Consider the following 17,717-nt stretch of genomic DNA (forward strand, 5'->3'; position numbering starts at 1 on the left):
CATTGGAATCAATGCAGTATCGGCTCGCGCTCGTTTTTGACAAAAGTCACAGCGCGTTCGACAACACCTTTGTCGGCGAGAATGCGACGGTGGCCGAGCCCATCGGCCCAGTGCAGCCGCACATGGCTGCCGGCGCCGGCATAACGTGTGGCATGATCGGCGGGGACTTCGCGGTCGTCCGGCGCGTGGATGACCAGCGTCGGCACCGGCGCCTCAGCCAACTGGCGGTCGCCGGTGAATTCATGCAGCGGCCGGCCCGACAGCCTTTTCACCTGATCGGCCATGGAAACCTGCGAACGCGGACCGACATTGAGCATGCGGCTGAAGTCGGCGAAGATCGCCGGCAGGGAACTTGGCGCGGCGACCAGCACCAGCCGCTCGGCCGCGACGGGCTGGATACCCTTGATCGAACCGGCAATGGCATTGGCGGCGACGGCGCCACCGAAGGAATGGCCGACTATCGCCTTGAACGGACCGAACCATTCGCCGGCGACCCTGACCGCCTCGACCGCATTGACCATGTTGAGATGACGGCCCAGCGACTGGCCATGGCCCGGCAGGTCGAGCGAGGCGACCCGGTAGCCCGCATCGCGAAAGCCTTCGATCAGAGCGCGCATATATTCCGTGCGCGAACGCCAGCCATGGACGACCAGCACCGTGCCGGCGGACGCCCTGCCCGGCTCGGGCCGGAATTCGTGCACCATGACGCAGCCGGCCTTGGTCGTAAGCCGATGATGGCGCGCCTCGGCCATGAAGCCGGCGGCGCGGTCGACCGCACGCCGCTCGCCGTCACTGAGCGCCTTCACGCTCGGCGTGCGGCAGAACAGTTCGAAGGCGGCGCGCCCGCTCAGGCGGGGCGCCACATGCTCGGCGGCGCGGAACACGCCCCGGATGACCTTCAGTCCAAATGATGCCATAGTGGCGATCCATCCATTCCGTTCAAGCATGAACATAATAGTTCAAACATGAACATTAAACAAGAGCTGCCCTGGGACAACCCGCGCTTTCGCAACTGGGTCGCGGTGGCGCGCGCCTGCCATGTGCTGGAGCGTGCGCTGGCGGTAAAGCTGGCGCCGCTGGATCTCAAGCCGGCGCAGCTCGACGTGCTGATGAACCTCTATCGCCATCCCGGCATGTCGCAGCACGATCTCGCCCGCAAACTGCTGGTCGGCCGCTCCAACATCACCATGCTGTTGCCGCAGCTCGAGGCGCGCGGCCTGCTGCGCCGCGAAGGCGACGAGAAGGACAAGCGCGTCCTGCGGCTGACGCTTACCGAGGCCGGCACGGAGCTTTTGATGAAGGCGCTGAAGGTGCATATGGCGCTGATCGAAAAGGCGATGAGCCAGTCGACAGCGGAACAGTGCGACATGATCGGCGAACAGATGCGCAAGATCTATGACGTGCTGAAGGATACCTGAGCCGTTCGATCCACGCGCCTCCCACCTCACCACATCGTCTTCTTCGCCCGCTCCGGCCATTCCTTGTCGTAAGTACCGGCATCGATATTCTTGCGGCTGGTGACTTCCAGGATTGTTCCGGGTGTCGGCAGCGATTTCGGGTCGACGTGCTTTGCCGGGTTCCACAGCTCCGAGCGAACGATGGCGCGGGCGCACTGGAAATAGACCGAATCGACATCGACCAAGGTGACCGAGCGCGCCGGCTTGCCTTCGACGGCGAAGGAGGCGCAAAGCGCGGCGTCGGTGGTGATGCGGGCGCGGCCGTTGACGCGCAGCGTCGTGCCCGAACCCGGCACAAGAAACAGCAGCCCGACGCGAGGATCGCGGATGATGTTCTTAAGCGAATCGGCGCGGTTGTTGCCGCGCCTGTCCGGCATCATCAGCGTTTTCGGGTCATGCATGCGCACAAAGCCGGCGAGATCGCCGCGCGGCGAACAGTCCAGCCCTTCCGGCCCGCTCGTCGCCAGGGCGACAAAAGGCGAGGCTTCGATGAAGGCGGCATATTCGGGAATGACGTGGTCGAGTTCCTTGACCGTCGACGCTTCGCCGGGCAGGCCGTAGAGGGCTTCGAGCTGTTCGACCGTGGTGATGTCAGACATTTTCCCGTCTCCGAACCGTTGCCAGCGTTACCCCCAGTCAATGACGTTTTGCCGACAGTGCCGAACTAGCGGTCGCGGCTCAGTCCCTTCTCCTGGAGCTCGGCGAGATAGGCATTCCAGCGCGCGTCCTTTTCGTGGCCAAGCGTGTGCAGGTAATTCCAGGTGAAGATGCCGGTGTCGTGAAAATCGTCAAAGGTGATGCGCACGGCGTAGTTGCCGACCGGCTCGATCTTGAGGATGGCCACGTTGCGCTTGCCGGGAACCGTCACCCGCTGGTCCGGCGAATGGCCCTGCACCTCGGCCGAGGGTGAAGCGACGCGCAGCAGTTCGGCCGGCAATTCGAACGGCCGATGATCGGGAAAGGTGACGGACAGCAGTTTTCTGTCCTTCGAGACCCTGAGTTCCTTCGGCGCCGTCATTGTTCTGCATCCCGTCAATCCGCCCTTCCCTACGCTGCTTCGCGCGAGCGGAAAAGGCCATTTGGACCCGGCCGACACCGGATGTCGGCCAGGGAATGTCACCAAAGATCGAGAGCGGCTATCTTGAATGGCGGGTTGGATCGTATCACATAGCCGTATATAACGGCGCCACTCGCAGCCACGGGAATGCTTGAACGCATGGACATGATCGATCCCTTCGGTCGCACGATCAGCTACTTGCGCGTGTCGGTCACCGACCGCTGCGATTTCCGCTGCACCTATTGCATGGCCGAGGACATGGCGTTCCTGCCCAAGAAGGACCTGCTGTCGCTCGAGGAACTCGACCGGCTCTGCACCGTCTTCATCGAAAAGGGCGTGCGCAAACTGCGCCTCACCGGCGGCGAGCCGCTGGTGCGCAAGAACATCATGCATCTGGTGCGCCAGCTGTCGCGGCACCTGAAGAGCGGCGCGCTGGAAGAGTTGACGCTGACCACCAATGGCTCGCAGCTGTCGCGCTTTGCCGCCGAGCTTGCCGATTGCGGTGTCGAGCGCATCAATGTCTCGCTGGATACGCTCGATGCCGACAAGTTCCACGCCATCACCCGCTGGGGCCATCTCGGCAAGGTCATGCAAGGCATCGATGCCGCGCAGGCGGCGGGGCTGAAGGTGAAGCTCAACGCCGTTGCGCTGAAGGACTTCAACGACGTCGAGCTGCCGGAGATGATGCGCTGGGCGCATGGCCGCGGCATGGACTTGACCGTCATCGAAACCATGCCGATGGGCGAGATCGACGCCGACCGGACCGACCAGTATCTGCCGCTATCGCTGCTGCGCGCTTCGCTCGAGCGCCAGTTCACGCTGAGCGACATCCCCTACAAGACCGGCGGTCCGGCCCGCTACGTCCATGTCGCAGAGACCGGCGGCAGGCTGGGCTTCATCACGCCGATGACGCATAATTTCTGCGAAAGCTGCAACCGCGTGCGGCTGACGTGCACCGGCACGCTCTATATGTGCCTGGGTCAGGAGGATGCCGCCGACCTGCGCGCGCCGTTGCGTGCCTCAGAAGGCAACGAGCTGGTCGCTGCTGCCATCGACGAAGCGATCGGCCGCAAGCCGAAAGGCCATGATTTCATCATCGACCGCCGCACCAGCCGCCCGTCGGTGTCGAGACATATGAGCGTCACCGGCGGCTGATTTTCTCCGCGATTGGTGCAGAATGCTTCCGTTGGAAGCGAGGGGGATTTCCATGCAGCGTGTTTGCCAAACCGGGCTGTCAGCGCTGGTCGTGGCCCTATCATTGGCGACCACAGTGGCGCCCGCAAAGCCGTTCACCTACATCAATGCGCGCTATGGCACGGTGTGCACGTTCCTGAGCCAGATTTTCAGCAAGCCGATGCCTGAGTCCCTCAATGGCGACGGTCGAAAATGGCTTAGCCCCGATGGTGCGAGCTTGTCCTGTTACGGCGGATACAAGCTGACGGAAGATACGCCCGACAGTCTGGTTGAAAAGGAAAAAGCCGACCCTGACTCTGGGGAAAAGGTCACTTACAGCAAAACCGGTAAGAACTGGGCAGTGGTCTCAAGCACCAAAGGCGACAAGATCTTCTATACCCGAATCGTCTTCGAAAAAGAGGATGCAATCCATACAGTCTGGATCGAATATCCCGCCTCGCTCAAGGCCAAGTACGACCCACTGGTCGGCGCTATCGGCGACAGCCTGCATGGGGCTGAGCAACACTGGGAATAAATCGCTCTCGACGCTGCAAACCCGATTTACCGCCATCGCGTTCCGCCCTAAATTTCGGCCTATAGCGGCTCGTCGCTCGGTTTGGGGGAATACGACATGCGCACATTCTTACTTTCTCTTGCAATGCTTGGGTTTGCCGCCGCGCCGGCAGCAGCACAGTCCATCGGCGGCAGCTACACCGTCGCGGGCACCAATTTCGACGGCTCGAAATATGGCGGCGAAGCCACCATCACGCTGACCAGCGAGACCACCTGTACCATCCATTGGGAGACGGGCGGATCATCGTCGGACGGCATCTGCATGCGCAACGACGATGCCTTCTCCGCCGGCTATGTCATGGGCAAGGAAATCGGTCTCGTCGTCTATAAGGTAGAAGATGACGGCTCGCTGCACGGCCTGTGGACCATCGCCGGCAAGAACGGCAGCGGCACCGAGGTGCTGACCCCGAAATGAGCCTGCTGGTCATCCGGCCAGCCCTCTTAGCGATTTTGTGGGCCACGGGTGAAAATCCGTGGCCTATTTCTTTGACGTTGCTGTCTTGCCGCCGGCTGCTACAGGCTTGGGCGGTTCACCGTTTCGCCGAAACGTCGAACCGCTTTATTCTTTGTTTTCACGCAATTCCGGACGGAAAACCGTTTCACACTTTTCTGGAATTGCTCTTGCAAACCGGTAACGCCCTTGCCTCTTTCCCCAAACATTCGCGGCGCGCTGTGCATGATGGTGGCCATGATCGGCTTCACCCTCAACGACGCCATCACCAAGTTCTCGTCGGAATCGATGAACATGGCGCAGGTGATGCTGGTGCGCGGCGCCTTTGCGTCGCTGCTCGTCGGCCTGCTCGCCTGGCAGCAAGGCGCGCTCGCGCGACCGAGGTCGATGCTGCAGCCGCTGGTGACGCTTCGCGTGGTCGCCGAGGCCGGCGCCACCGTCGCCTTCCTTGTGGCATTAGCGCATCTGCCGATCGCCAATGTCTCGGCGGTGCTGCAGGCGCTGCCGCTGGCGGTGACGATGGGGGCGGCACTCGTATTCAGCGAAGCGGTCGGCTGGCGGCGCTGGCTGGCGATCGCGGTCGGCTTTGGCGGCGTGCTGATCATCGTGCGGCCAGGCTTCGAAGGCTTCAGCATCTATTCGCTGTACGCACTCGTCAGCGTCGCCTGTTGCGCAGTACGTGACCTCGCCACCAAGCGCATCCCGAGGGCTATCCCGACCTTGCTGGTGTCGACGGCAACGGCAATCGCCATGACCATCGTTGGCGCCGTGCTGCTGTCGCCGATGGGCGGCTGGACGCCGATGTCCGGCAAAGGCTCGGCACTTTTGGCATTGGCGGCGGTGCTGGTGCTGATCGGCTACCAGTTCATCATCATGGCAATGCGGGCCGGCGACATCTCCTTCATTGCGCCATTCCGCTACACCGCCCTCTTTTGGTCGATGCTGCTTGGCCTCATCATCTTCGGCGATGTTCCCGACCTGCCGATGATCGTTGGCTCCGCCATCATCATCGGCTCCGGCCTCTACGCGCTCTATCGCGAACGGGTCGTCGGCCGGCAGAAGCCGGCGGCCGAAAGCGCTGGACCCGACATGGCGCCGGACGGCATATAGGTTGGCCATGAGCCAAGACATTGCAGGAATTATCCTGGCCGGAGGCCTGTCACGGCGCATGGGCGGCGGCGACAAGACTTTGCTGGCGCTTGGCGAGCGTCCGCTTCTCGACCATGTCGTTGCCCGCCTGGCGCCGCAGGTCGGATCGCTGGCGCTCAGCGCCAATAGTGACCCGGCGCGCTTCGCCGCGGCCGGTCTTCCGGTTCTCGCCGATGCGGTGGAAGGCTATGCCGGACCGCTGGCCGGAATTCTCACCGGCCTCGAATGGGCGGCAGCGAATACCGCTTTCAAGGCATTGGCGACGGCCGCCGGCGACACGCCGTTCCTGCCGGTGGACCTGGTCGAGAGGCTGGCTGCGGCTGTTGACGAGCGACCAGGCTCCATCGCTGTTGCCAGTTCCGGCGGCAGGCGGCATCCGACCTTTGCGCTGTGGCCGCTCGGGCTGCGTGAGGCCTTGCGCCATTTCCTGATCGACGAGGACAACAGGCGCGTCTCCGCCTTCATCGAGCGGCACGACTGTGTCGAAGTGGAATTTCCGTTGCTGACCCACGGCAGTGACGAGATCGACCCGTTCTTCAACATCAACACACCGCACGACCTTGCGGTGGCCGAGCGTCTGTTGCAGAGCATCGGCCCATGAACATCTTCGGCATCACCGGCTGGAAGAATTCCGGCAAGACCACACTGACCGAGAAGCTGGTCACAGAGCTCGTCCGGCGCGGCTGGACAGTGTCGACGGTCAAACATGCCCACCATGAGTTCGACATCGACAAGCTTGGCGCCGACAGCTATCGCCACCGCCAAGCGGGCGCCACCGAGGTCGCGGTGGTGTCGGGCAAACGCTGGGCGCTGATGCATGAATTGCGCGGTGAGGACGAGCCGACGCTGGAGACGGTCCTGTCGCGGCTGGCACCGTGCGATATCGTGCTGGTCGAAGGCTACAAGCGCGAGGTGCACAAAAAGATCGAAACCCGGCGGCAGGAGGCCAAGGACCGCTCGCCGCTGTCGGCGAACGACGGACATATCGTGGCGATTGCCGCCGACTTCGCGGTTACCGGCGAAAGCCTGCCTGTGTTCGATCTCGACGACACGGGAGGGATAGCCGACTTCATCGAGCGCATGACCGGCCTCAAACCTTGAGGCCCCTGCCCTGGCCCGGTTCAGCCGCCCTCTTCAGCCGTTGCATTGTCTAAGCGCGTCGCGCCTGAACGCCCTCATGCAACGCGCTTCAGGTTGTTTTATTTATGCATGTCGTTGTCCCAAAACCGCTGCACACTTCGGGCGACATGCATTAACCCGGCGTCAGCATTGGCTGGATCCGCAAATCCCGCAAGCAACGGTTTTACAGTTGCTTTTCTCCCGAAAACAGTGGGAGTATCGCGCCAGCGGGCGGTCAAAAGCACCGCCCCACAGAGCCGTTCCGGAACGACGGCCGGGAGCCATAAAGAGAGGACTATCATGCGTATTGCACTGCGTATCGCGCTCGCCGCATCGGCTGCGCTGCTGACGCTCGGCGTCGCCCAGGCTCAGGAAACGACCCTGAGAATCGGCACCGAAGGCGCCTACCCCCCATTCAACAACCTGACCTCGGACGGCCAGCTCGTGGGCTTCGACATCGACATCGCCAAGGCGCTCTGCGACGAGATGAAGGTCAAGTGCACCTTCGTCGCCCAGGATTGGGACGGCATCATTCCGGCCCTGCAGGCCGGCAAGTTCGACGCCATCGTCGCCTCGATGTCGATCACACCGGAGCGCGCCGAGAAGGTCGACTTCACCCACAAATACTACAACACGCCGTCGGCGATCGCGGTACCCAAGGATTCGACCCTCAAGGGCGTGACCAAGGAAGACCTGGCCGGCAAGACTATCGGCGTCGCAACCACGACGACGCATTTCAATTACGCCTCGAAAACCTATACGGACAGCACGGTCAAGGGCTATCCGAGCAGCCCCGAAGAGCAGGCCGATCTCGCCAACGGGCGTCTCGACGCGATCGAGGACGATATCGTCGTGTTGCAACAGTTCCTGGATTCGCCTGATGGCGCCTGCTGCAAGATTCTCGGCCAGCCCTCGCCGCAGCCGGTCGATATCTTTGGACCGGGCGCCGGCATCGCCGTGCGCAAGGGCGAGACGGATCTGGTCAACAAGTTGAACAGCGCCATCGACGCAATCCGCGCCAACGGAAAGTACAAGGAAATCAACGACAAGTACTTCAAGTTCGACGTCTTCGGCGCCGAGTCCTGATCGTCTGAAACAAGGCGGCAGGGGAAGTTTCCTGCTGCCGCCTTGGCCTGACAGAAGTGGAGACAAGACCCGTCAATGCCAAGCCAGAACATATGGATACTTCTCACTTGGGGACCCGATGGCTGGATTGACGATATTGCCTATGGCGCACTGGTCACCATTGCGCTCGCGCTGGCGACACTGCCGATCGGCCTGACGATCGGCTTTTTCGTCGCCTGGGCAAAACAATCCGAAGAGCCGTCGCTTCGCGTGGCCGCCAACATCTACACCACGGTGTTTCGCGGCCTGCCGGAACTGGTGACGCTTTTCCTGTTCTTCTTCGGCATGCCGATCCTCTTGCAGTATGTCATCCGTCTGTTCAGGCCGGAAGCGACGGTCGATGTCGACAGCTTCCTCGCCGGCATGATCGTGCTGTCGCTGATCTTTTCGTCCTATTCCAGCGAAGTCTTCCTGTCGGCCTTTCGCGCCATTCCGAAGGGCCAGTATGAGGGCGGCTATGCGATCGGTCTGTCGAAATGGCAGACGATGCGCAAGGTGATCCTGCCGCAGCTGCTGCGCATCGCCTTCCCCGGCCTTGAGAATTGCTGGCTGAGCCTGCTCAAGGATACGGCCCTGGTGTCGGTCGTCAACCTGGCTGAAACCCTGCGCAACGCCGGCGTGGCGGCCCGTGTCACCAAACATTCCTTCCTGTTCTACAGCGTCGCGGCGATGGTGTTCCTTATCCTTGCCATCCTGTCGTCGATCGCCACCGGCTTCATCCTGCGTTCGCTCGGGAGGAGGGAGGCACGATGAGCGTCGTGACGCGCGCCGCCGTCGACATCGAGAAGCCACCACCACGGGCGCGAGGCTGGCCGCGGGCCCGTATCGTCGGCTACGCGCTGGTCGGCTTCTGGATCCTGTTCGGCATCGGCATCGCCGTCTATCTGGTTTACGCTTGGAATGGCGAATTCTTCGCCAGATACGCGCCGGCCTATCTGCAGGGCTTGGGAACCACGCTTGCGCTGGTGGCCATCTCGATGGTGCTCGGCGCGCTTTTTTCGCTGCCCGTCACCTATGCCCGCATGTCGAAGAACCGCTATCTGTCCGTCCTGGCCTATTGCTACGTCTACTTCTTCCGCGGCACGCCGCTGCTGGTCCAGGTCTATCTCGTCTATTACGGCCTGGGCTCATTCCGGGTGCAGCTCGAATCCGTCGGGCTGTGGTGGTTCTTCCGCGACGCCTTCAATTGCGGTGTGTTCGCCTTCGCGCTCAACACCGCCGCCTACCAGGCCGAAATCCTGCGCGGCGCCATCGAGAGTGTTCCGAGGGGCCAATGGGAGGGCGCTGCTTCGCTCGGCCTGCACAAGCTGCAGACGCTGCGCAAGGTCGTCCTGCCGCAGGCCTTTATCGTCGCGCTCCGGCCCTACGGCAATGAACTCGTCTTGATGATCAAGGCTTCCGCCATCGTTGCCATCATCACCGTCTATGATTTGATGGGCAACGCGAAGCTGGCCTACGCCAAGTCCTTCGACTTCCAGGCCTATGTCTGGGTCGCCATCGTCTATCTGGTGATGGTCGAGATCCTGCGCCACGGCGTCGAATGGATCGAGCGACGGATCACCATTCATCTGATCCGCTGAGCGGTCGGCTGTACCAGTCGATCGGCTCATGCGCGTCTTGACGAATGGCGCGTAGAGCCTAGAGCTTTCCAAGACAATTCCGTTCCGTCTGAAGGGCAAACTCATGGCATCTGTGGCATTTCTCGGTCTTGGCGTGATGGGCTATCCCATGGCCGGGCACCTCAGGAACAAAGGCGGCCACGACGTCACCGTCTACAACCGCACCGCGGCGAAGGCGGAACAATGGGTGGCCCAGCATGGCGGCAAGTCTGCCGCGACGCCGGCGGACGCCGCAGAGGGCCAGGATTTCGTCTTCTCCTGCGTCGGCAATGACGACGATCTGCGCTCGGTGACGACCGGGGCCCATGGCGCCTTCGCCGCGATGAAAAAAGGCGCCGTCTTCATCGACAACACCACCGCTTCGGCCGAAGTCGCGCGAGAACTGGCCGACGCCGCTGAAAAGGCCGGCTTTTCCTTTCTCGATGCCCCGGTCTCCGGCGGCCAGGCGGGCGCTGAAAACGGCGTGCTGACGGTGATGGTCGGCGGCGAGCAGGCTGCCTTCGACAAGGCCAGGCCGGTCATCGACGCCTTTGCCCGCATGGTCGGGCTGATGGGTCCGTCGGGCGCCGGCCAGCTCACGAAGATGATCAATCAGATCACCATTGCCGGGCTGGTTCAGGGACTGGCCGAAGGCATCCATTTCGGCAAAAAGGCCGGGCTCGACATCGAGAAGGTCATCGAGGTGATTTCCAAGGGCGCTGCCGGGTCCTGGCAGATGGAGAACCGCCACAAGACGATGAATGCCGGTAAATATGATTTCGGCTTTGCCGTCGACTGGATGCGCAAGGATCTCGGCATCTGCCTCGATGAAGCCGACCGCAATGGCGCGAGACTGCCGGTGACCGCCCTTGTCGACCAGTTCTACAAGGATGTGCAGGCGATGGGCGGCAAGCGCTGGGACACCTCGTCCCTGCTGGCGCGCCTGGAAAAATAGGCGTTCGCAATGGCCGAGCTTTCGCCCCAATCGAGCGCCGATGAGATCGTCGCCCATTTGCGCTCGGTCGGCTCCGAAGACAATCGCCGCGGCATGTTGCGCTACGGCATCAAGATCGAACGCGCGCTCGGTATTTCTCATGGCATGCAGCGGCAGATCGCCAAAAAGATCAAGCGTAACCACGAGCGTGCGTTCGAGCTTTGGCAGACCGGCATCATGGAGGCGCAGTTCATCGCTTCCGTCACGGCCGACCCGAAGCGCTTCTCAGCCGCGGATGCACGACAATGGGCCGCATCCTTCGATTCCTGGGATATCGTCGACGGCGTCTCCGATCTCTTCGTCGACACGGACGCCTGGAAGGAGCTGATTGAAGAGTTCGCGGCGGACGAGCGCGAGTTCGTTCGACGCACGGCCTTTGCCATGATGGCGTGGTCCGTCGTGCACCGGAAGCAGGAGCCGGTGGCGACTTTCCTTGGCTTCCTGCCGATCATCGAAGCGCATGCCGCCGACAGCCGCAATTTCGTGAAGAAGGCGGTAAACTGGGCGCTTCGTTCGATCGGCAAGCGATCGTTGGAGATGCACGGCGCTGCCCTTGCCGTGGCCGAACGACTGGCCCAGTCGGCCGACAAGACGGCGCGCTGGATTGGCAAGGACGCCGTACGGGAACTCACCAATGCCAAGATCGTCGAGCGGATCGCCGCCAGAAAAGGCTGACCTAGCCAACGTGCGGTTCACCGAGGTGACGCGGCAGACGCGCGCCGATTTCGAAGGCCTCTTCGAAGCGCAAGGCGGTCCGAAGTATTGCTGGTGCATGGCCTGGCGGCCCCTGTCCGGCCGCCGCGAGCATGTCCAGCACGCCGAGTTGAAACGGGCCATGATGGCGCTTGTCGAGGCCGGTACGCCGGTGGGAATCTTGGCCCAGATTGACGGCAAGACCGTCGGCTGGTGCTCGGTCGCGCCGCGCCAGACCTATCGGAAGCTGACGTCGCAACAGGACGATGACGAGACCGGCATCTGGTCGATCGTCTGCTTCTATGTGCCAAGGGCGCTGCCCGGCGGCGGGCTGGCGGCAGCGCTGCTTGACGCTGCCATAGATCACGCCTTTGCCAAGGGCGCCGGCGTGATCGAGGCCTACCCGGTCGACGAGGCATCGCCGAGCTACCGTTTCATGGGGTTCGCGGCGTGTTCATCGCTCGCGGGTTCCATGAGGTCGGCATGGCCGGCTCTCGCAGACATGTGATGCGGCTCGAGCGTTGACGCGATCGGCCGCGGCGTCTTTACTCCTGCACAAAGGAAGCGGCCGATGAGCAGTCCTCTCAAATCGACCTTGGCGCTTGCAGCCGCGTTGTTGGTGTTCACCGCTACCAACGCCTCAGGCCAAACCGCGCGCATCTTCTGGAAAGATCTGCGTCCTGCGACGCAGGCGGTGGCCGAAGATGCCGGCCTGCCGATGATTGCGGCAAAACTGCCCGATCGTGGCGAGACATTGTCGCTCAACCTGCAGGACAATACCGTACAATTAGCCGGCTATGCATTGCCGGTCGACCGTGATGGCGATCTCGTCTACCAGTTCCTGCTGGTGCCGTGGACAGGCGCTTGCAGCCACATGCCGACGCCGCCGCCCAACCAGATCGTGCTGGTGACGCCGGCCCGTCCCTACAAGATGTCGCAGGCCTATGAGTCGGTTGCCGTGACCGGCGCCTTGCGGCCCGGCTTGGAGAAGAGCCAGTTGTTCATTCTCGACGGCGTCAGCATCATCCAGTCCGGCTACACCGTACGCAAAGCCGATGTGGTGGCAGTCGACACGGTGCCGGACACGATCACGCTGCCGGTCAACTCGCCCTGGAGTTTCCTCAACAAAAAGAAGAACTAAACGGCGCCTGCTTGTGCAGCGTCACCGACCGGTCACAGACAACCGCGCTCAGGCCGCGTTGGCGCCGGATTCCTTGTCCAGCAGCATGTAGTCGAGCGGCATTTCGGTCGTGTACTTGATCTGCTCCATGGCGAAGGACGACGACACGTCGCGGATCTCGATCTTGGCGATCAGCCGCTTGTAGAAGGCGTCATAGGCGGCGATATCGGGCACCACGACGCGCAGGAGATAGTCGACGTCGCCGCTCATGCGGTAGAATTCGACAACTTCGGGAAATTCCTGGATGACTTCCGAGAAACGCCGCAGCCATTCATGGCTGTGCGAATTGGTGCGGATCGACACGAAGACGGTGACGCGCACATTGACCTTTTCGTGGTCGAGGATGGCGACGCGCCGCTTGATGACTCCCTCTTCCTCCAGCTTCTGGATGCGGCGCCAGCACGGCGTCGTCGACAGGCCGACTTTCTTGGCGACATCGGCAACCGCGAGCGTCGCGTCCTCCTGCAGGAGGCGGAGAATTTTTCTGTCGAGGCGATCCATTGAGGTGCTCCTGGTGCAGGCCGCGTTCCCTCGGGCGCGACGCGCTTTGGGAATAGATTGGCTATATTCCCTCTTATTTCGACCTTTCACAAGAAAGAAATTCTGCCGGATGGCACAAAAGCGAGTGATATGTTGCTTAAAGTCTAATCTATGCGATAGCGGATTTCCGATCTCAGAAACGGCAGCAAATCCATTTCAAACCATGGATTCTGCTTCAGCCATCCTGAGTTGCGCCATGACGGGTGTGGCAGCGGCAGCACTTTCGGGCTGGCCGGCGCATCCCAGATGGTGCGCCAGTCCTTCACGGTTTCGGTCAGCGACGGCCGGCGCGTGGCGCCCATATGCCAGGATTGCGCGTAGGAGCCGATTGTCAGAACGAGGTCGATCTGCGGCATCAGTGCTATCAGCGGCGCGCGCCAGGCCAGCGCGCATTCTCGGCGCGGCGGCAGGTCACCGCCCTTTGCGTCCTGGCCGGGGAAGCAAAAGCCCATCGGCACGATGGCGAATTTTTCCGTGTCGTAGAATTCCTCGCTGGTTACGCCCAGCCAGCTTCGCAAGCGGTGGCCGGACGCGTCGGTGAACGGCATGCCCGACAAATGCACCTTTGTGCCTGGCGCCTGGCCGGCGAGCAGGATGCGGGCGCTGGATGATGGCAGCAGCACCGGGCGCGGCTCGTGCGGCAGCGGCCTGCCGACTGGAGTGTCGACGCAGATGCGGCAGGCGCGGACCTTTGCCGTCAGGCGTTCGAGTGCCGCCTCCATCAGGCGGAAGCGCTCGGGCGACTGGAGACGGCACTGTACCAGCGCAGCACGTTTGTGCACTCGTCCGGCACTTTGATGCGCGCCGGTTTCATGAAATCCATGGCGATCATGCCGGTGATATCGGCGATCGAATAGGCGTCGCCGGCGGCGAATTCGCAGTTTGCCAGTTCGGGGTCGAGCAGTTTCAGGAATTCAACCGCTTTCGCCTTGTTGGCCTCGCCCCATTCGGGGATCTGCGGAATTTCCCATTCCTTCATCGCCGGATGGATGTGGCGAAAAGCCTGGGCGACGCAGCTGAGCAGATTGAACTCCATGCGCCTTTGCCACATCTCGACCTTGGCCTTGCCGAGCGCGCCTTGCCCGAACAGCGCCGGTTCGGGATGCAGTTCCTCGAAATAGCGGCATATGGCGACGGATTCGGTGAGGATGGTACCGTCGTCGAGCTCCAGCACCGGCAGCCGCTGCAGCGGGTTGCGCGACCTGACCGGCTCCTGCTTGTGCCCCATCGCACCCATGTCGACCGGCACCAGCGGCACTGCGATGCCCTTTTCGGCGAGGAAAACCCGTACTCGCCGCGGGTTGGGGGCGCGGCCGCCGTCGAACAGTTTCATGCTTATCCTCCCGATCTGGTCCTTCAACTATAGTGCTCGTCACCAGAAGCGAAACATCTCTCGCAAGGCGTCACCGACCGAAGCCAGGGTGCCGTGCTTTCTTTCGAGCGGGCCGCCGTGGTGGCTTTCGCGCCAGTCATGCGGCTGATCGAACGTGCCGGCCCAGATGCCAACCTTGCCGGCGCGGGCAATGGCCTGCTCGGTGTCGAAATCGCCATAGGCAATTGCCCAGCCGGCCTCAACCTGGGCCCGGTTGAGATCCTTTCCACCGGCCTTGCAATCGCCGAGCAGGCGGCCGTAGCGGTCGCGCTGCCAGCCGCTGCAGGTCACTGGATTTCCTGATATCAGCCGCACCAGCGCCTGGCGCGCCAGCCTGCCGCAGGCGTAGTCTGCGCCATCCCTACGGCAGATCTGCTGGTATTCCGGAGCGTCGATGCCGCGCATGCGGATACGTTCGGTGCCAAGAGTGAGTGAATCGCCATCGTTGACGATCGCCACCCCTTGCGCCTTGCGCGTCTCGAAACGGTCGAGGCGTGCGGCGAGCAGGATCAGCAGGCCGAGCAGAATGACCGTCAGCGCGTAATCCAGCAGCTTGCGCCACAGGCTTCGCGGCGGCGGCGGATAGTATCGCCGGCGCGGCCTTGGCGACCACGAACGGCTCATATGGCAAACAGTCTCTTAATCATTCGAACGTAGCTTAACGAATTGAGATCGCTGCGCGCATAAATCGAAGTTTCCATGCCTCTGCTACGCTCGAACACAGCGGATAAATTCATTGTGGACCGCCGGAAACCGCACCGCAACAGCGATGTGGCGCGCGCGGTGCGCAAGACGCGCGACCGTCTTTCGCAGCAGGTTGGCAATCTCGACTTCGACCGTGAACTGCTGAAGCTGCATGCCGGGACCATGGTGCGCGGCGCAGCCGTCATCCCACTGCTGGTGTTGGCGGTCGCGGCGGCCGGGCTGCTGGCCGGTGTGGACAAACAGATCAGCGTCTGGGCGCTGTTCACCCTGATCTGCTATTCGATCGTCGCCTTCATGGCGCGCCGCGTCGAGCGCACCGAAGCCGCCGAGCTCAATCCTGTTCACACCCGCAGGGATTTCCTGATCGGACATTCGCTGTGCGGCCTCGGCTGGGCGTGGTTCGCATGGCTCGGCTGCGCCACCTGCCAGATCGACCAGTTCCAGGCCGCCAAGGCGGTGGTGCTGCTGCTGGCCATGGCGGCGACCGCTATCATGGCGTCGTCCTTGCGCGGCTCTCTGCTTGCCACCTTCGTCGTTCCGGTGGCGGTCTATGCCTATGCTGAAACGAAATTTTGGGTGCCGGTCGGGACGATCATGGTCGCCCTGCTGGTCGCGGCATTGCCGTTCTTTGCCTATATCGCGCGCCATCTCAACCGCTCGTCGCTGATACTTCTGTCCTTTCGCTCCGAAAAGGATGCGCTGCTCGCCGAGGTGGAGACCGCGAAATCGATGTCGGACGAAGCTCGTCGGCGGGCCGAAGACGCCAATCTGGCGAAGTCGCGCTTCCTTGCTTCTATGAGCCATGAGCTCAGGACGCCCCTCAACGCCATTCTCGGTTTTTCCGAGGTGATGGCCAATGAGGTGCTCGGGCCGATGAGCAACCCGACCTATCGCGACTACGCCCGCGACGTGCACGATTCCGGCCAGCATCTGCTCGACCTGATCAACGAAATCCTCGATCTGTCTCGCATCGAGGCCGGCCGCTATCAGCTCAACGAAGAGCCGGTGATGCTGCTCAACATCGCCGAAGATTGCTGCCACATGATGGAATTGAAGGCGCGCAACAAGGACATCCGCATCGTCCAGGATTTCGAAAGTGCCCTGCCGCGGCTGTTCGCCGACGAGCGCGCGGTGCGGCAGATCACGCTCAACCTCCTGTCCAACGCCATCAAATTCACCGCCACCGGCGGCGAAGTTCGCGTGCGCGTCGGCTGGACGGCGGGCGGCGGCCAGTACATTTCGGTCAAGGACAATGGGCCGGGCATACCGGAAGACGAAATCCCGATCGTGCTGTCCGCCTTCGGCCAGGGCTCGATCGCCATCAAGAGCGCCGAACAGGGCACCGGGCTCGGACTGCCGATTGTGCAGGGCCTGCTCGCCATGCATGGCGGCGAATTCGAACTTCAGTCGAAATTGCGCGAAGGCACCGAGGCAATCGCCATCTTCCCGCTCGCCCGAGTGATGGAGGAACTGCCGGCGCTGCCAACCAAGACCGTGGCGGCGGCCCGCCGACGTTGACAGCTTGTTCTAGGCTTTGACCGCCGCCGCCATGCCCGAACTGGTAAGCGCCGCCGCCTTGACCAGACCGGCGGCAAGGGCGGCCCCTGCCCCTTCGCCGTGGCTGATGCCGAGATCGAACAGCGGCCTGAGGCCGAGCCGCTCGGCGGCAAGCCTTTGGCCGGGCTCCGGCGACAGACTGGCCAGCAGGCAATGATCGAGCGCACCTGGGTTGGCGGCATGCAGCACGGCAGCGGCGGCGGTCGCGGCGAAGCCGTCGAGCAGCACCGGGATTTTTTGCATCCGGGCGGCGAGGATGGCGCCGGCAATGGCCGCAAACTCGCGGCCGCCGACCCGGCGCAGTGCTTCCAACGGGTCCTTCAGAGCCGCACCATGGAAGGCGACGGCTGCATCGACTACATCAGCCTTGCGCGCCTGCATGGCCGCGTCGGCACCGGAGCCGGGGCCGACCCAGTCGGCGCCGCTGCCGCCGAACAGGGCCGCGCACAAGGCCGCCGCAACGGTGGAGTTGCCGACGCCGAGATCGCCGAGGCAAATCAGATCGGCGCCACCGGCGATGGCTTCCATCCCGAAGGCCATGGTGGCGGCGCAGCCGCGTTCGTCGAGGGCGGCGTCCTCGGTGATGTCGGCGGTCGCAATGTGCAGCGCCAGATCGAACACCTTGAGGCCAAGATTGTTGGCGACGCAGATCTGGTTGATTGCCGCACCGCCGGCGGCGCACAGCTCAACGGCGTTTGCGGTCGCAGCGACAGGGCGCGGCGAGATGCCGTGGCGGGTCACGCCATGGTTGCCGGCGAAGATCGCCACCAGGGGCCGGTTCACCGCCGGCGGGGCGCGCCCGCTCCAGGCAGCAAGCCAGGCGGCGATGTCGTCGATGCGGCCAAGCGAGGCTTTCGGCTTGTCGGCCTTGGAAAAAACGGTGCGCACCCGGGTTTAAGCGACAGTATAAGCAGGCGGCCGGCGAGCCACCCGAATTCGAAAATAGTCGAAGGGCCGCGCGCGGGGGAAGTAGT

At 62.8% G+C, this 17,717-nt stretch carries 23 protein-coding genes and 1 pseudogene; 15 read left to right on the forward strand and 9 right to left on the reverse strand.

Annotated elements, in window-relative coordinates; translation table 11 throughout:
- Window positions 1-8: 8 nt before the first annotated feature.
- Window positions 9-917, reverse strand: a complete 909-nt coding sequence (locus NKJ58_RS23135) for an alpha/beta hydrolase (RefSeq protein WP_023668996.1) — start codon at window positions 915-917, stop codon at window positions 9-11.
- Window positions 918-965: 48 nt separating this feature from the next.
- Between NKJ58_RS23135 and NKJ58_RS23140 the strand changes: the two genes are divergently transcribed.
- A complete protein-coding gene (locus NKJ58_RS23140; protein ID WP_023668997.1) occupies window positions 966-1,418 on the forward strand; it encodes a MarR family winged helix-turn-helix transcriptional regulator in 453 nt (150 codons plus the stop codon).
- Window positions 1,419-1,444: 26 nt separating this feature from the next.
- On the opposite strand, the gene NKJ58_RS23145 is transcribed toward NKJ58_RS23140, so the two are convergent.
- Window positions 1,445-2,056, reverse strand: coding sequence for a pyridoxamine 5'-phosphate oxidase family protein (locus NKJ58_RS23145; RefSeq protein ID WP_023668998.1), 612 nt, complete (start codon window positions 2,054-2,056; stop codon window positions 1,445-1,447).
- A gap of 65 nt (window positions 2,057-2,121) precedes the next feature.
- Window positions 2,122-2,475, reverse strand: a complete 354-nt coding sequence (locus tag NKJ58_RS23150; RefSeq protein ID WP_023668999.1) for a gamma-butyrobetaine hydroxylase family protein — start codon at window positions 2,473-2,475, stop codon at window positions 2,122-2,124.
- A gap of 198 nt (window positions 2,476-2,673) precedes the next feature.
- Here NKJ58_RS23150 and moaA point away from each other — a divergent pair, with 198 nt between their 5' ends.
- The 3 genes from moaA to NKJ58_RS23165 all read left to right on the forward strand — a co-directional run bounded on the left by moaA (window position 2,674) and on the right by NKJ58_RS23165 (window position 4,675).
- Window positions 2,674-3,669, forward strand: coding sequence for a GTP 3',8-cyclase MoaA (gene moaA / locus NKJ58_RS23155; protein ID WP_031193366.1), 996 nt, complete (start codon window positions 2,674-2,676; stop codon window positions 3,667-3,669).
- 52 nt (window positions 3,670-3,721) lie between these two features.
- Complete coding sequence (locus NKJ58_RS23160; protein ID WP_023690743.1) at window positions 3,722-4,222, forward strand: hypothetical protein; 501 nt, start codon at window positions 3,722-3,724, stop codon at window positions 4,220-4,222.
- A gap of 96 nt (window positions 4,223-4,318) precedes the next feature.
- The gene (locus NKJ58_RS23165; RefSeq protein ID WP_023669002.1) at window positions 4,319-4,675 is read left to right on the forward strand and encodes a hypothetical protein; all 357 of its coding nucleotides are present in this window, start codon (window positions 4,319-4,321) and stop codon (window positions 4,673-4,675) included.
- Window positions 4,676-4,773: 98 nt separating this feature from the next.
- On the opposite strand, the gene NKJ58_RS23170 is transcribed toward NKJ58_RS23165, so the two are convergent.
- Window positions 4,774-4,950, reverse strand: coding sequence for a hypothetical protein (locus NKJ58_RS23170; RefSeq protein WP_198020043.1), 177 nt, complete (start codon window positions 4,948-4,950; stop codon window positions 4,774-4,776).
- On the opposite strand from NKJ58_RS23170, the gene NKJ58_RS23175 reads away from it, so the two are divergent.
- The 10 genes from NKJ58_RS23175 to NKJ58_RS23220 all read left to right on the forward strand — a co-directional run bounded on the left by NKJ58_RS23175 (window position 4,901) and on the right by NKJ58_RS23220 (window position 12,530).
- Window positions 4,901-5,821: a DMT family transporter gene (locus NKJ58_RS23175; protein WP_023730566.1), complete on the forward strand. Its 921-nt coding sequence runs from the start codon at window positions 4,901-4,903 to the stop codon at window positions 5,819-5,821. The genes NKJ58_RS23170 and NKJ58_RS23175 overlap by 50 nt on opposite strands.
- 7 nt (window positions 5,822-5,828) lie before the next feature.
- Window positions 5,829-6,461, forward strand: a complete 633-nt coding sequence (gene mobA, locus NKJ58_RS23180) for a molybdenum cofactor guanylyltransferase MobA (protein WP_023706846.1) — start codon at window positions 5,829-5,831, stop codon at window positions 6,459-6,461.
- Window positions 6,458-6,961 carry a molybdopterin-guanine dinucleotide biosynthesis protein B gene (mobB, locus tag NKJ58_RS23185; RefSeq protein ID WP_023741207.1) on the forward strand — a complete coding sequence of 168 codons (504 nt, stop codon included), beginning with the start codon at window positions 6,458-6,460 and terminating at the stop codon, window positions 6,959-6,961. Before mobA ends, mobB begins: the two co-directional genes overlap by 4 nt.
- A 318-nt stretch (window positions 6,962-7,279) precedes the next feature.
- Window positions 7,280-8,065, forward strand: a complete 786-nt coding sequence (locus NKJ58_RS23190) for an ABC transporter substrate-binding protein (protein WP_023688509.1) — start codon at window positions 7,280-7,282, stop codon at window positions 8,063-8,065.
- Window positions 8,066-8,140: 75 nt separating this feature from the next.
- Window positions 8,141-8,857 (forward strand): ABC transporter permease, encoded by a 717-nt coding sequence (locus NKJ58_RS23195; protein ID WP_023669007.1) that lies wholly within the window; start codon window positions 8,141-8,143, stop codon window positions 8,855-8,857.
- Window positions 8,854-9,684, forward strand: a complete 831-nt coding sequence (locus NKJ58_RS23200; protein WP_023669008.1) for an ABC transporter permease — start codon at window positions 8,854-8,856, stop codon at window positions 9,682-9,684. Before NKJ58_RS23195 ends, NKJ58_RS23200 begins: the two co-directional genes overlap by 4 nt.
- Window positions 9,685-9,787: 103 nt before the next feature.
- Window positions 9,788-10,657 (forward strand): NAD(P)-dependent oxidoreductase, encoded by an 870-nt coding sequence (locus NKJ58_RS23205; protein ID WP_023669009.1) that lies wholly within the window; start codon window positions 9,788-9,790, stop codon window positions 10,655-10,657.
- A 9-nt stretch (window positions 10,658-10,666) separates the two neighbouring features.
- The gene (locus NKJ58_RS23210; RefSeq protein WP_023741206.1) at window positions 10,667-11,371 is read left to right on the forward strand and encodes a DNA alkylation repair protein; all 705 of its coding nucleotides are present in this window, start codon (window positions 10,667-10,669) and stop codon (window positions 11,369-11,371) included.
- The gene (locus tag NKJ58_RS23215) at window positions 11,331-11,897 is read left to right on the forward strand and encodes a GNAT family N-acetyltransferase (RefSeq protein WP_245270793.1); all 567 of its coding nucleotides are present in this window, start codon (window positions 11,331-11,333) and stop codon (window positions 11,895-11,897) included. Before NKJ58_RS23210 ends, NKJ58_RS23215 begins: the two co-directional genes overlap by 41 nt.
- Window positions 11,898-11,960: 63 nt before the next feature.
- A complete protein-coding gene (locus NKJ58_RS23220) occupies window positions 11,961-12,530 on the forward strand; it encodes a DUF3299 domain-containing protein (protein WP_023741205.1) in 570 nt (189 codons plus the stop codon).
- Between the two features lie 48 nt (window positions 12,531-12,578).
- Here NKJ58_RS23220 and NKJ58_RS23225 read toward each other — a convergent pair whose 3' ends face one another.
- From NKJ58_RS23225 to NKJ58_RS23240, 4 genes are all read right to left on the reverse strand, one after another.
- Window positions 12,579-13,070, reverse strand: coding sequence for an Lrp/AsnC family transcriptional regulator (locus tag NKJ58_RS23225; RefSeq protein ID WP_023669013.1), 492 nt, complete (start codon window positions 13,068-13,070; stop codon window positions 12,579-12,581).
- A 143-nt stretch (window positions 13,071-13,213) separates the two neighbouring features.
- On the reverse strand, window positions 13,214-13,831 hold the full coding sequence (locus tag NKJ58_RS23230) for a uracil-DNA glycosylase family protein (RefSeq protein ID WP_023741204.1): 618 nt from the start codon (window positions 13,829-13,831) through the stop codon (window positions 13,214-13,216).
- Complete coding sequence (locus NKJ58_RS23235; RefSeq protein WP_352745873.1) at window positions 13,831-14,442, reverse strand: glutathione S-transferase; 612 nt, start codon at window positions 14,440-14,442, stop codon at window positions 13,831-13,833. Before NKJ58_RS23235 ends, NKJ58_RS23230 begins: the two co-directional genes overlap by 1 nt.
- Before the next feature lie 39 nt (window positions 14,443-14,481).
- Entirely contained in the window at window positions 14,482-15,105 is a 624-nt protein-coding gene (locus NKJ58_RS23240; protein ID WP_352745875.1) for a thermonuclease family protein, read from the reverse strand.
- Between the two features lie 75 nt (window positions 15,106-15,180).
- On the opposite strand from NKJ58_RS23240, the gene NKJ58_RS23245 reads away from it, so the two are divergent.
- Window positions 15,181-16,704: a sensor histidine kinase gene (locus NKJ58_RS23245; RefSeq protein ID WP_023741201.1), complete on the forward strand. Its 1,524-nt coding sequence runs from the start codon at window positions 15,181-15,183 to the stop codon at window positions 16,702-16,704.
- Between the two features lie 9 nt (window positions 16,705-16,713).
- On the opposite strand, the pseudogene NKJ58_RS23250 reads toward NKJ58_RS23245, so the two are convergent.
- Window positions 16,714-17,717: pseudogene (locus NKJ58_RS23250) on the reverse strand (nicotinate-nucleotide--dimethylbenzimidazole phosphoribosyltransferase); the annotation flags it as partial.

It is taken from the genome of Mesorhizobium sp. M0139, from assembly GCF_040322455.1.
Classification (GTDB): domain Bacteria; phylum Pseudomonadota; class Alphaproteobacteria; order Rhizobiales; family Rhizobiaceae; genus Mesorhizobium.